At 41.6% G+C, this 13,646-nt stretch carries 13 protein-coding genes and 1 pseudogene; 5 read left to right on the top strand and 9 right to left on the bottom strand.

Annotated elements, in window-relative coordinates; genetic code table 11:
• Positions 1 to 115: 115 nt before the first annotated feature.
• The 5 genes and pseudogenes from FD723_RS32685 to FD723_RS32665 all read right to left on the bottom strand — a co-directional run bounded on the left by FD723_RS32685 (position 116) and on the right by FD723_RS32665 (position 7,514).
• On the bottom strand, positions 116 to 865 hold the full coding sequence (locus tag FD723_RS32685) for an SDR family oxidoreductase (protein ID WP_179069447.1): 750 nt from the start codon (positions 863 to 865) through the stop codon (positions 116 to 118).
• A 196-nt stretch (positions 866 to 1,061) separates the two neighbouring features.
• Positions 1,062 to 1,301, bottom strand: a pseudogene (locus FD723_RS32680) (hypothetical protein); the annotation flags it as partial.
• Positions 1,302 to 1,451: 150 nt separating this feature from the next.
• Complete coding sequence (locus tag FD723_RS32675) at positions 1,452 to 5,735, bottom strand: filamentous hemagglutinin N-terminal domain-containing protein (RefSeq protein WP_179069446.1); 4,284 nt, start codon at positions 5,733 to 5,735, stop codon at positions 1,452 to 1,454.
• Between the two features lie 267 nt (positions 5,736 to 6,002).
• Entirely contained in the window at positions 6,003 to 6,188 is a 186-nt protein-coding gene (locus tag FD723_RS32670; protein ID WP_179069445.1) for a hypothetical protein, read from the bottom strand.
• Between the two features lie 246 nt (positions 6,189 to 6,434).
• Positions 6,435 to 7,514, bottom strand: a complete 1,080-nt coding sequence (locus FD723_RS32665; RefSeq protein ID WP_179069444.1) for a M4 family metallopeptidase — start codon at positions 7,512 to 7,514, stop codon at positions 6,435 to 6,437.
• A gap of 662 nt (positions 7,515 to 8,176) precedes the next feature.
• On the opposite strand from FD723_RS32665, the gene FD723_RS32660 reads away from it, so the two are divergent.
• On the top strand, positions 8,177 to 8,707 hold the full coding sequence (locus FD723_RS32660; protein ID WP_179069443.1) for a hypothetical protein: 531 nt from the start codon (positions 8,177 to 8,179) through the stop codon (positions 8,705 to 8,707).
• A 79-nt stretch (positions 8,708 to 8,786) separates the two neighbouring features.
• Here FD723_RS32660 and FD723_RS32655 read toward each other — a convergent pair whose 3' ends face one another.
• Positions 8,787 to 9,035, bottom strand: a complete 249-nt coding sequence (locus tag FD723_RS32655) for a helix-turn-helix domain-containing protein (RefSeq protein WP_256875276.1) — start codon at positions 9,033 to 9,035, stop codon at positions 8,787 to 8,789.
• A 136-nt stretch (positions 9,036 to 9,171) separates the two neighbouring features.
• On the opposite strand from FD723_RS32655, the gene FD723_RS32650 reads away from it, so the two are divergent.
• Positions 9,172 to 10,226, top strand: a protein-coding gene (locus FD723_RS32650; RefSeq protein ID WP_256874965.1) for an IS630 family transposase whose coding sequence is annotated in 2 segments (ribosomal slippage) — positions 9,172 to 9,564 and positions 9,567 to 10,226 — 1,053 coding nt in all. Because the reading frame shifts where the segments join, the coding sequence is not laid out codon by codon here.
• Positions 10,227 to 10,233: 7 nt separating this feature from the next.
• Here FD723_RS32650 and FD723_RS32645 read toward each other — a convergent pair.
• Positions 10,234 to 10,356: a LysR family transcriptional regulator gene (locus FD723_RS32645; RefSeq protein WP_372743833.1), complete on the bottom strand. Its 123-nt coding sequence runs from the start codon at positions 10,354 to 10,356 to the stop codon at positions 10,234 to 10,236.
• A 151-nt stretch (positions 10,357 to 10,507) separates the two neighbouring features.
• Between FD723_RS32645 and FD723_RS32640 the strand changes: the two genes are divergently transcribed.
• Both FD723_RS32640 and FD723_RS32635 read left to right on the top strand, forming a co-directional pair.
• Entirely contained in the window at positions 10,508 to 11,386 is an 879-nt protein-coding gene (locus tag FD723_RS32640) for an NmrA/HSCARG family protein (protein ID WP_179069442.1), read from the top strand.
• Positions 11,387 to 11,550: 164 nt separating this feature from the next.
• The gene (locus FD723_RS32635; protein WP_179069441.1) at positions 11,551 to 11,808 is read left to right on the top strand and encodes a hypothetical protein; all 258 of its coding nucleotides are present in this window, start codon (positions 11,551 to 11,553) and stop codon (positions 11,806 to 11,808) included.
• A 188-nt stretch (positions 11,809 to 11,996) separates the two neighbouring features.
• On the opposite strand, the gene FD723_RS32630 is transcribed toward FD723_RS32635, so the two are convergent.
• Positions 11,997 to 12,293 (bottom strand): type II toxin-antitoxin system RelE/ParE family toxin, encoded by a 297-nt coding sequence (locus FD723_RS32630; RefSeq protein ID WP_179069440.1) that lies wholly within the window; start codon positions 12,291 to 12,293, stop codon positions 11,997 to 11,999.
• The gene (locus tag FD723_RS32625) at positions 12,278 to 12,463 is read right to left on the bottom strand and encodes a hypothetical protein (protein ID WP_179069439.1); all 186 of its coding nucleotides are present in this window, start codon (positions 12,461 to 12,463) and stop codon (positions 12,278 to 12,280) included. The genes FD723_RS32630 and FD723_RS32625 overlap by 16 nt, the downstream gene beginning before the upstream one ends.
• Positions 12,464 to 12,784: 321 nt before the next feature.
• Here FD723_RS32625 and FD723_RS32620 point away from each other — a divergent pair, with 321 nt between their 5' ends.
• Positions 12,785 to 13,603, top strand: coding sequence for a hypothetical protein (locus tag FD723_RS32620; protein ID WP_179069438.1), 819 nt, complete (start codon positions 12,785 to 12,787; stop codon positions 13,601 to 13,603).
• Positions 13,604 to 13,646: the final 43 nt, after the last annotated feature.

The raw sequence follows: 13,646 nt of genomic DNA, 5'->3' as shown, positions 1-13,646 counted from the left end.
GATGAATTGATTAGAGTCAGAAGGATAATACTCAACTTTTTGCAAAAGATGCCGATTCATCCCATACATTGAAAGAATGGGATGAATTGCCATTCGCCGTAAGAATCAATACTGATTACCAAGCTACTGGTTCACCAAGATGGAAAAACCCACCACTGGGGCCATCATTGGGCAATATCGCTAATTCAACACCAGTTTTCGCACCTGATGCGATGTCCATCATTGCACCTTCACCACCTAATTCCGTTTTTACCCAACCCGGATGAGCGCTATTAATCTTCACCAGAGTATTACGTAACTCATGAGCTAAATGAATCGTAAATGAGTTCACTGCTGCCTTAGAAGCATTGTAAGCAAATGGTTTGGAATCATAGATGAATGAATTGGGGTCAGCATGAAGTGTTAACGAGGCTTCAATACTCGACATATTTACAATTCGACCGCTAGGGCTATTCAATATTAACGGCAATACTCGTTGAGTTAATTCCACTAAGCCAAAAAAGTTTGTGTTAAATGTCTGTCGAATAATGTCTAGAGAAATAGAACTAGCATTACTAGTTAACCAGTCACCATCTAAAAACACACCCGCGTTATTGATCAAGACATCAAGCCTACCAAAAGAGTCACTAATTTGTTGAACAGCAGATTCAATTTGAGTACTATCAGTAACATCCAGGGCAATTGGGTGAGCTATTATTCCTTCGTTCTCTAAGTTACTCGCTGCTGTTTTAGCTGCATCTAAGTTTCGGGCCGCTATCAGAATTGTCAATCCATGTTGTCCGAGTTGACGACTTATTTCCAGTCCCAGACCTTTATTTGCACCAGTAATCAAAGCTAGTTTGTTCTTGAGTTCGTCCTGCACCATAATTAAACACTCCTGTGTGTAGTGATAAATTTAGACCACATTTCAGAACAAAATGTTTAAGCTGAGTTTAAATACTGGGTTAATCCTCTCACAAAGTTTCAACATTGAGAACCTAGAAGAAAGGCTAGGTAAAACAGCACACACTTGTTGGCAAAACAAAAGAGTAATTCAAATAGGATTATTGCGATAAGCTTGACTATGCAGAAATTTTCTCACTAGCCGCTTGACGTATAATTTCTTTCTTTAACGAATCTGCTGCGACTGCTGCAATGGTTTCCCAATCTTCTTGTTTTAACAACACCCCAAGCAGTTCGCGCAGTATCTCTCGATTAGAAATGAATTCTTCGCCATAAAATTCATCATTTTCCAAAGTAGCAAGTATGTATTCTCTTACCTCTGGTGTCGGCAACCTAAACTTTTCAAGTATTCTTTCTCTTGGACAGGCTTGAACTTTAGTTCAAGACAGGAAGAGGTTCCTCGAACTCACGTTAGCATTGACTTTGTGCTACCAAGGACTGTTGAGTGTTATGTAATTCTTCATTGTGCCGCTTTAAATCTTCATTCGCTAGTTGTAGTTCTTCCAAAGCTAATTAGAACATTCTCGACTCAATAGCAACTGCCCATTACTCATCCGATATAAACCTTGCGGTTCAATAATCGGATCGCCTTTCTTCCAAGGACGGGATGTAATTTCTACACCTCTCACCTCACCAGTTGTGTAGTTAGAAACTAAAGCATTATCAGGCCGATTATTGGTTAAAGCACCGGAACCTGTAATGGTAAAAGAGTTTTCTTGTCGCTTGCTAGCGCGGGAAATGCAGCTATTGGCAATGAGTGCATTGGTATCGATGACTGGAGGTAATTCGGTAAAGCTATTTTGAATGGAACTAGTATCGGGTGCGTTAATGCTAATCACTCCTGAAACGCCTTGTTCTGAACTGGCGGTAATATCACTTTTTTCAGTTGGCTTTATCCGCGATTCGATACCAAAAATACCTTGAGAATTGATTTCGACGTTTCCACCTGTTCCTGTGAAGGCGTTGGCTGTGATGTCGCTGTTTTCTTCGGGGATGGCGACGATAAATCTTGAATCGATATTGATGTTACCACCATCGCCACCTGATTGGGCTGTACCTGCGGTGGTCGAAATTCCGCTACCGCGACGTAATATTAAGCGATCGCTAGCAGTTAAATTAATATTTCCACCATCACCAGAGTTGGTTATTGCTGCAATAAATCCTTTGTTATCAAGTGTTGTGAAACCAGAATTAATATTAATATCTCCGGCTTTACCTTGTCCCAAACTACTCGAACTGATTCCCCCGCGATTTAAAAATAAAGAATCTGTTGTCAGGTTAATATTACCTGCATTGCCTACAGCTATTGAACTGACTGTACTAAAAATACCGCTAGAAAAACCTGTAGTGCCAATACCATCGATTAGAATGCGATCGCGTGCATCAATGGTAATATCACCTCCATTACCTCTCGAAAAAGTACTAGCATTGACTACTCCACCATTGGTTAAAAATAAAGAGCCTGTTGTCAGGTTAATATTACCTCCTCTACCTTCAGCTTGACCTTCTAAGGTAGTAAAAACACCGCTTGAAATTCCATTACTACCGACACCATCAATACCAATAGCATCGCCAGCATCAACTATAATGTCACCCGCATTACCTTTACCAAAACTGGTAGCAGCAAGTTGTCCGCCGTTGCTTAGTGTTAAGGAGTTAGTTGTGACTTGGATATCCCCACCTTTGCCAACACCTCCAGCAGACAAAAAACTAAAAGCGCCACTTGTGTTATTGCCACTAGTACCATCGATCATGACAGCATCGCGGGCATGAATGTTTATATTTCCAGCATTCCGGTTTGCAGAGGTGCGAGTTACACCACCATTTTTTAAGGTCAGCGTTCCTGTTTTAACCTGGATATTTCCACCATTACCGCTTCCACTAGCAAAGGTATATGCCGCAGTTGACGAATTTTTACCATTGGTTCCGTCAAAGGTAACGGCATCGCGTGTATCGATAAAGATATTGCCACCATTACCTTGACCATCACTAAAAGTGGAAATAGTAGCGCCATTTTTGACAAATAATCCTCTAGAATTAATGCGGATATTCCCAGCGTTACCAGTGCTATTGTTTAGCGCAGTAGTGGCTACGGGAGTAAATAAACCATTTTTCCCACCATCAAAAGTTACTGTATCGCCTGCGTTGATGGTGATATCGCCTCCGTTTCCCTGTCCAAGCGTGTTTACAGAAATCTTTCCGTTGGTGACGGAAACTGTATTGCGGGCATTGATGGTGATATTACCTGCATTTCCCTGTGCATTTGTGTCTCCAGAAATGAATGCACCATTGGTGACAGAAAGTGACCCTGTTGTAATTTTGATGTCACCTCCTTTACCTTCACCACTCACCAAGGAACTAGATAAACTACTACTTTCATCAATAATTCGACCAGTACCCAAAGTTACACCTTTGACGACACCATTAATGATGACGGTATCACGAGCATCGATGGTGATATTTCCAGCATTACCTTCCCCTTCAAAAAGTGAAGAAGATATCGTACCGCCATTTGTTAAAAACAGCGATCCTGTTTCAATTTGAAAATTTCCAGCGTTACCATTAGATGTTAGCGTATAAGCACTACTGGGTAAACCATTACCACCAATTCCATCAAAAGTAATAGTATTGCTAACATCAAGAAAGATATTACCTCCAGTTCCTTGTCCGCCGTTGCTAGCATCTAATTGTCCGCCATCTTTCAGTAGTAAATTACTTGCATTTATGCGAATATCACCACCATTACCTATCGCGTTCTTAATACCGAAACTTGATACTGTACTGCCATCTTTCATTCTGCCTCCAAAACCTGAAAATGTCACATTATCGCGGGCATTAATAGTGATATTTCCTCCATTCCCGACTCCACCAGTAAAGCTAGATATTTCAGCACCATTAGTAACAGAAAGTGATCCTGTCGTAACTTGAATATTTCCTGCTTTTCCGACACCTCCAATATTTAAGTTGCTTTGCAAACCACTAAACGAATCATAATCCAAGTTATTAAGGTCAAACTTACCTGCGTCAATAAAAACACCATCTAGCTTGACATTATCAGAAGCTTCGACGGTAATATTTCCGGCATTACCTTGTCCTGATACATTTGTCGATACTTGACTGCCATTAGTTAACGAGAGTGAACCTGTTTTAAGGTAAATATTTCCTCCGTTACCTACCCCATCATTAAACACATAACTACTAACATCGCTCTTAGTATCGAAGGTTATATTATCAAGAGCATTAATGCTGATATTCCCAGCATTTCCTTTGCCAAAGATACTGCTACCAATAAAAGCTCCATTAGTAGCTTTTAGCGTACCCGTCGTAATTTCAATATTACCTGCGTTACCTTCAGCAGTGGATTGTACATTATTAATAATCCCGCTAAAACCATCAGCGTTACCGTTACTACCATCTAACGAAATATTATTACCAGCATTAATGATGATATTACCAGAATTACCTTTTCCGCTAGTGCTACCTTGAATTTGCGAACCATCGTTTATTTCCAAAGAATTGCTATTAATAGTAACGTTCCCACCATTACCTATTGCACCTTCAGCTACTTGGGAAAAAATTCCTGTACTTTCTCCTGGTCTTGATTTACGAAAACTGATATCACCTAAAGCATTGATATTTACATTTCCGGCATTGCCTTGTCCGAAAAAATTAGCGTTGATTAATGCACCATCGCTTAACGTTAATGTCCCAGTCGCAATATTTATATTGCCAGCTTGACCAAATGCTTTTTGTTGCACGACGTTAGCAATGAAACTTTCATCTATTAAGGCTGTATCTGCTGCGGCATTAATAGTAATATCTCCACCTTTACTATTTGAAGTACCTAAACCTATATCTATTCCCGCTCTTAGTTTACTTTGCCCTATCAAATTTACATTTTGAGCCTCAATTTTGATATTCCCGCCACCCGCACCGCGAACATTGACTTCTGCACCATTACTCAGCGAAACATTTGCGCGTTCCACATTCTCAGGTATTACTAAACCCAGATTATCACCTGCAATATTCAATCCCACATTTCCCGGTGCAGCCAAACTTGCTAACTCAACATTTCCGCCATAAGCGCGAATACTCCCACCATCAATATTGATATTCCCACCCACAAGCAACAAACTTTTACCATCAGCAACTCGCAAACCTGTAACATCTTGTCCGATGAGATTAGTACCTGCGGGTGCTTGGGAGTGATTGATAATTCCCCCACTTGCTTGGATTTGATTAAACAGCAATACTGAAGGATTGATAGTTAACAATGGCACTGCTTGGGGATTTGTCGCACTAAAAACCCCTTGATTGCCAAACTGTATTCCGTTTGCAGTCGTCCCCACAAACGAACCCTGCACATTTAAACTGGCATTTTTCCCAAACACAATGCCATTGGGATTTATCAAAAATAAATTCGGGCTAGAATTACCAAATGTGCCCAGTCTCCCCAAAATTTCTGAAGGGTTACTACCTGTCACCCGTGCCAAAATATTCTGAATATCTGCGCTAGGACTGAAGAAATATGCTCCACGTCCCTCGCTGATATTAAATTCTTGAAAGCTATGAAACAGATTAATTTGGCAAGTTGCACCACCTGTAATTACTTCTATGGGCTGTCCCTGAAAGTTGCCTATAACTTTAGATGACTCAGTGCCAAGTGTGTTATCAGATACGATATTACTTTGCTGTGCCTGGGTTTTGCTAGTGAGGAGACTTACACAAAAGCTGCCCAGCAACCCTGTCAATCCGAACTGCAAACACTTGTGTAATCGGTATTTGATCGTCATTCGGTGCGCTTTTATATAGATTATTTGAGTATCTAATAAAACTGCACCCTTAGATAATCAATAAGCGAATATTCGTTAATTATGCAGTTTTCTGCAATCAGGCGATCGCATTTGTGCATTCTCTAGGTATGAAACTGCACGCAAAACTTGCAGAAAAAGATTTTAGGACTTGTGTATACACCGTAGGCTATAGGAGGGGAGGTAAGTCCAACTCTTGGGCGAAAGTCTAAGTTTCGGTATTCCCCTGTGATTACAGAAGCCCCACCCTCAGCCGAAGGCAGGGTGGGGTAGTTCACATTCCCAGTCCCAAAATTTATCTGATTGGTCGTGCAGTTTCAATTGTTCTTTCCACTTGTTGGCATAATCATTGACGTGCTTTTGCCATAGTTCCACTAAATCTGCTTCCACAATCGTGTTATTTTGACCGCGAATTAGTTTTACCAAAGGAACCATTGCACCCAAATTACCCTTAACAATTCAAAATTCAAAATTCAAACATTTTAGACATTTCAGACGGGGATTTAAACCCCGACTGAAATGGGTACTACATCTAAATCTAGGGGTCTTAAACCCCCTCATTTACGATGTCTGAACCTCGCATTGATGTGAATTCACGCGATGGAAGGCTTCAACGAACTCTGCCTGAACCCCCCACACTCTCTTCCCCTCTCTGCCTACACTATGCGTGAGAAATTTGGGTTAGATAACTCCTACCTTTTGCCAAGCATCCTGTACAGCTTTTTGCTCATCACTACCATTACCATAAAGTTCGCCAGCAACTTGAATGGTAACGTTGGCAGCTGTTTTAAAATCTGCTTGAGCATTCAAGCGGTCGCGTAAAGTTATATACCAGATTTTGCCAGCTTTTTCCCAAGCATAGCCACCAATCGCAACAGCCGCTAGATAAAAGGCATAGTTAGGGATTCCTGAGTTGATATGCACCCCGCCGTTATCATCAGTACCAGTATATTTATCTTTGACATGGGCTGGCTGAGGATCTTTACCCAATAGTGGATCATCATAAGCTGTTCCTGGTGCTTTCATCGAGCGGAGGGCAATACCTTTGACAGTGGACGCTAAAAGACCTTGCCCAATAAGCCAATCTGCCTCTTCTGCGGTCTGATTGTTGATCTTCTGTTTCACCAGGGAACCGAAGACATCGGAAAACGATTCATTCAGTGCCCCTGATTCCCCATCGTACTGTAAACCCGCTTGATACTGGGTTACACCATGAGTTAGCTCATGCCCTATCACATCTATTGATTTCGTGAAACGTTGAAACAGTTCTCCGTCGCCATCACCATAAACCATCTGGTCGCCGTTCCAAAAGGCATTGTCATATTTAACCCCATAATGCACGGTGGAGTCTAAACGTAGTCCTTTGTCATCTACGGAATTGCGATCAAATATCTCATGAAACAAGTCATAAGTAGCACCCGCCGCATCGTAGGCTTCATTCACTGCTGCATCACTGCTTGGTGGATCTCCCTCACCCCGCACTAGTGTCCCAGGAAGTTGCTGTCCATATTTGGCATCGTAGATGGTGCGCCGCTTCTCACCCGCAGAAGGAGCAAAAGAGATATTACCGACAACGTTTCTCCGTCCGAGAAATTGTGCCGAAATATTTAATGTCTGAAAAGCCCAACTCCGTTGCTGGTGATTCCCATTCACCACGACATTTTGAAGTATATGGGGCGGGACAATACAACAAATTGGGCATCTAGAGTCTAGTGAATGCTCATCCTTGAACCCGGCTAATTTTTTTTTCTTTCGAGCCACCTACTTATTCTCCTTTTGAAGCTAAGTGATTCTTATCGGTTTCAATAACTTATCGAACAGAATTCAGGAATCAGAATTCATTCACAATAGCTGAATTCTGACAGAAATTGCGGTGCTTCTGGTGCGTCCGCAAAGCGAACGCTGTTTTGTGGTGCAACAATTCAGTCGCTAGTCCCAATCCCCGACTGAAAGATTGCTGACTGGAGCAACGGAAACTGCTCCGGCTCCTCGATCCCACTTTCTAAAAAAGCCCCAAAAACAAGGCTTTTTTTCATCCCTATTTTTTTTCATCAACCCTGCCACTTCCTTTGTGACACCTATCCTGTATAGCTTTGAGTGCTTTCAAGTGACACATAGTTCATAATTTAACCATGCCGCTTTTTGTGACATTCCTTTAATAGCAAGGGTTCTAGAGTTTTACCCCATCTTGCCGCTTTCTGTGACATCTATACACAGTAAGGCTTTCAGATGTCACGGCAAACCTTGCTGCTTTTTTATGCCGTTTTGTGATCCGATACGACAGTAAAATATAGTTAACCAAAATTCAGGCGGAGCAACCAAAAAAACACCTCAGTTGCGGATCGCCTCCGGTGGGCGGTTACGCCATCGCTAAACTCTTGGTAATTCCCCGTTGTGTCTATATTTGAATATGGTATGAATTAATGCTCATCTCTGCTGATACCCAAATTCCTTTTCCACGCTCCCTGGTTTATGCTACCTATCGGGACAAATTAGTTGAGCTAGTTCCCTATATGCCAAACGTGCGCCAGATCACAGTTTTATCCCGTAGTGAAACAGGCAGTAATGTTTCTAGTGTCAATGAATGGCACGGTGGGAGTGAAATTCCAGCAGCAGCAAGAGTTTTGCTCAGTGAAGATATGCTCTCTTGGACAGAATATAATACTTGGAATCAGGCTGATTTTACACTTGAATGGCGTATTGAAACTCACGCTTTCACAGAAGCAGTCAAGTGTTATGGCAAAAACCGCTTTCTGGAAGATGGTAATAATACAGTAATTGAAAGCCGTGGTGAACTAGTGATTGACCCGAAAAAAATTAAGGGAGTACCATTCTTTCTCACAAGTACAATTGCTCATGTAGTTGAAGATTTTTTAGGGAAAAATATACAACCAAACCTCGTAGCCATGAGCGCGGGAGTGCGCCAGTATCTAGAGCAAAATCCATTAGATTGACATGCAGTAAGTCAATCTAATGGCACACTAGTTCATTAAAAAGTCTAATGATGGTCGAAGAGTGAATGTATTAAAAAAGCTAAGTAGTTACTACGCGTTCGCTATACTTGCTTGCTAATTCTAGCCATCGATTCAATTCTTTTTGGTTAATGATGCGTAACTTAGAGAAAGGAATACGGCGTTTAGATGCCCAACGATAGAGGGTTCGCAAACTTACTTTGTAGCCTATTTGCTCATAGATATAGTCGGGTAATTCTCGCCCTAAAAGTGGAAATTCCAGATTTTCTAAATCAATGCCAAAATTGGTAAATCGTGCTTTATCCTTCATCAGTAACAATGAAACGTCAGATAAAGAATACTTTTTAAAAGGGTTTTGACGTTTCAAATAAGTAGAACAAGGTGAAAAAACCAAACTGTGTAAAGATAAGTAAATACATAAATGTGTCTACCAAGGTAACAGGGGTATGGGCAGCCGTTTAAGGGCATTTCTGACTCGTGAGCAAGATAGAACTTTGTTTAACCTGAGAACGGCAGATGTACCCCAGAAAGTTAAAGACAGAGCAGAAGTGATTAGATTGAGCGCAAATGGTTGGTATGTAGAGAAGATAGCGGCTCACTTTAATTGGACAGCACAAACAGTGCGAGAAGTTTTGCATAGATGGGAGCATCTTGGTTTAGAGGGACTTTGGGAAAAACCAGGGCGAGGAGGAAAATCAAGGTGGACGGAAGATGACATGGTGTTCTTAGAAGAATGTTTAGAGAAAGAACCTCGTACATATAACAGCGTTCAATTAGCCCAAAGATTAGAACAAGAACGCTCGGTAACATTGAGTCCTGACTGGTTAAGGCAGGTACTAAAAAAAAGGGGATCATTTGGAAACGAACGAGAAAAAGCCATAAAGGAAAACAAGATCCAGTAGTACAGCAAGTTAAACAAGCAGATTTGGAAATGTTGGAATTGTCTGCGGCCGCAGGAGAAATCGATTTAAAGTATCTAGATGAATCAGGGTTTTGTGCTTGGAGTGAACCGAGTTACAGCTACTACTTCCGAGGCAAACAAAAACGTTTAGAGCAGAGCAAGCGTCGAGGTCGAAGGTTAAGTATTATTGGCTTTCTTCAACCGTTAATTAGTTTCGTTTACGGTCTGGTAATTGGAGGCGTTTCACGCAAATCTTATATTCAAATGATGGAGCTTGAAGCACTAGAAGCACAAAAAACGGGACGCATAAGAGTCATAGTGCAGGATAACGGCCCAATACATCGATGTAAAGAAGTGCAGGAGTTATGGCCAAAGTGGGAAGAGATGGGTTTGTACATCTTCTTTCTACCCAAATATTGTTCGGAAATGAACCCAATTGAATTGGAGTGGCAACACCTCAAAAAAGATGAACTAGCCTCGAAAACTTTTGAAGATGAGTTAGACCTTGCCTATGCTGTGATTGATGGAGTTCAAGCTAGAGCAGAGAAGGGAAATTACAGTACACAACGTATAAGATTTAACTCTAACTCTTCCCCTTAATTGTTTGTTACATAGTTATAAATTTTCTCCACGACTTACTTACGGCTCGACTCACAGCTGAAGGAGCCATACCTAAGTGTCGTGCTGCCTCCGAAAAGCTGCCAGATTGAGCGGAGCGGATAAAAATCATCAGGCTTTTGAGCTTGTCCATTAACCGAAACGCATCTTTGAATTTTTGGCACAACTGTTTTGAATTTTAACTACTTTTTCTTTTTTTCTGCACAAGCTACTGTTTAGAGAAGATAAATTTCAAATACACAAACAGCATTAAAAAAACAGACATGACACAGCAAACAACAGCAGAAAAAATTATCTTAGTCACCGGAGCCACGGGCAATCAGGGTGGTGCAGTGGCGCGTCATCTTTTAAAGCGCGGTAACTTCAAGGTTCGTGCTTTTGTGCGCGATCCAAACAAGTCCGCCGCTCATGCACTCCAACAAGCGGGGGCAGAACTCGTTGCCGGAGATTTCAGGGATCGCGCGTCGCTTGATCGCGCTCTGCAAGGTGCTTATGGTGTTTTTTCATTGCAGACTTTTCTCAAAGAAGGCGGATTATCAGCCGAGATCCGAGATGGTAAAAGCGTTGCAGACGCAGCTTCATCGGCAGGTGTCGAGCATTTCGTCTACAGTTCTGTGGGCAGCGCCGAACGCAACACGGGCATTCCCCATTTCGACAGTAAATTTCAAGTCGAAGAGTACGTTCGCTCACTGGGCTTGCCCTACACAATCATGCGTCCAGTTTTCTTTTTTTACAATTACGCCTCAATGCGTCCAATGGTGGAGCAGGGCACGCTCTCCCAACCGCTCAGTCCTGAAACAAAATTGCAGCAACTTTCTGAAGAAGATTACGGAGCAATGGTCGCTGAGGTATTCGATCGCCCCGCCGAGTTCTTGAACCGCGAAATCGAAGTCGCCAGTGTGGAGATGACCATGCCAGAAATCGCTGCCGCGTTCAGCCTCGTGTTGGGCAAAACCGTCGAATACCAGCAAATTCCGTTTGAAGCGTTTGAGCAGCAAGCTGGGGAGGAAGTGACCATTATGTATCGCTGGTTTGAGAATGTCGGCTACGGAGCGGATTTAGCACAGTTGAAACGTGACTTTCCTTCCTCAAGCGACTTTGAATCCTATTTGCGCGACCACGACTGGACGAAACCAGATTAAAGCGCGTCCCAAGACAAAAGATTTCATTGCCAGAGAGTCCGCTGATTGCAACCATGCCTTTGACTCCAGTAATTTAGATGAGTGTATAATAACCCCGTTCAAAATGGGGAGTTAGTCATTTATAACTGATTATCAAGGGATAAGCTGGGGCGCACTGGCGACGAATGATGCAGGGACTAGAGCGTAATTATACTGCACCTTGTGTAGTATCTAAGTCACAAACAGATTTAGTTTTTGTTGCGGCGGCTGCAAGTCCCCCACAGACTTGGGCGCTAGGGGCAAATGCTGGACTATATCGAAGCTTAGATGGTGGTGAACACTGGCAACAACTTAAACAGGGATTGCCGTCAAAGTTTGATGTTATGGTTCGGGTTTTAACGTTGGATACAGCAGACAGGATTTTTGTTGGTGCTGGTGATTAGCTTTTTACAAGTGAGGATCTGGGAGAAAACTGGCAGTTAGTAGCAGAAAAACTGCCTAACATTCAAGCATTGGCTATAGTCTGAACCAGATAAAGCGATCGCTTTATGCACTCATTCTCAATTCCTTTTAAAAATTTTACATTAGTGCCAAGATTTGAAAGTTTATTTTAACTGGAACTTGCATATTTCTAAAGCTCAAGATTCTCTTGTGCCGAATGCCAAAATCTAGCGATACTGATCCGCTTTTTTTCCTCTTCAACCCTGTAGACAACACGATATGGTTTAAGAATAAGCTGACGAATATTAGGGTCGTCAAACTCAGGTACTTTCTGACCAATGAATGGAAATTGACTTAACTCCCTACTTTTTTCAAGGAGTTGCTGACCCAATTTCCTTGCAGCTTCAGCATTGCTTAAGGCAATATACCTGACAATTGCTTCCAAATCCCCCACAGCTTTGGGAGAAAGAACTACTTGGTAGTCCATGCTTCAATCATCTGCTCAACAGATTCAATTGACACTTCCTTCCCTTGGTCAATCTCTTCTAAACCCTCTTTTACAGCCGCGATAAACTCAATTTCTTTAACAATCTCACGCAGAGACACATTTGGCGGCAAGCGCTTCACAAGTTCAAGGACTGTTTCTCTATCGCTCATAGTAGTTTTGCTTCTATGCAGATGACTACTGTAATCTTAACTCATGGGTTCACCTTGTAACTTTTCTTTTAGCTAGACAAATAACTTTGATAATGTTTTCCGACCTGCTTGTTGAGAAAGATTTCATCCTAATCTGACTGGCAGGCAGCAAATCTATCCATTAAAAGTTGGATTGATTTTGATTAATATTTTAGCTTATTCTATAAGGGGGTTCTTCCTGTGGGGAAGGCTTAACTTGATGACATGAATTCGTCTCAACGTAATTTAATTAGTCACTATACAATAGTTAACGCACTGAAGTACTGTTGAGCATTGAGATAAATGAATTCGCAAAATGAACTCCTAAAACAGCAGTTGATAAAAGCGATTTCTTGTCAAAATCTGCAAGAAATTCAAAAAATCCTAACCCTAGCACAATTAGAGGATGAGACAATAATCCTCAAAGAAGCTCTTGTGCAAGTAGAGTATGCAAATTTTGTTTGGTTCTTGCAAGAATACGTAGGTAAAGAAAGTTATCAACAAGCCGTAAAGGATGTATCGACAAGCATGACTCAAAAATTAGTTCAAGGAGGTTTTAAGCCAGGGGTTGATTTCAACTTACACCCAGATGGTAGGATGTTGGCCTCAAAGGAGGCAAATGAATATTTAGAAAATTATCATTCTAAACAACTAGAAAATAGCCAAATTTCTGTTGTAGCTTATGCACTACCAGAGTCAATGCAGATGTTAGAAAAAGTTTTAGGTGTGCGATTTTTTGAGAATCTTGGGAGGGTGGCAGCTAAACGTTTAGCCACAATGGATGATGCGACAGCCAGTATTTATTGTCTATGGCTGATGCAAGGGATCAGTGGTCGTCATCCATTGCTGGAAAAAGATTTTTGTGAGTGGTTCATGATTGAGATTTGTGGTGAGCGATTGTCAGCCTTAGCATCAGCCGAGATTCAAGGCTTGGAGTTTAATGGCTTAGTGGTATTTGAAGATTTGTTGATGGCACTGGGCAAAACAAATGTATCGATAGTGAAAGAGAGCGACTTAACTCTTGAAAATTTGCGATTACTAGATCAAGTTTGGACGGGAGAAAATATGCGAGTGTTTGAATTAATTTCCATCTTGGAAAAAGATGGCGAACGAGATTTTTAATCAAAATGCGCTCGCTACGGCAATTGTGCGGATTCATGAAGTT

The organism is Nostoc sp. C052, assembly GCF_013393905.1.
Classification (GTDB): domain Bacteria; phylum Cyanobacteriota; class Cyanobacteriia; order Cyanobacteriales; family Nostocaceae; genus Nostoc.
This window is presented reverse-complemented; position numbering and strand designations above follow the sequence as displayed.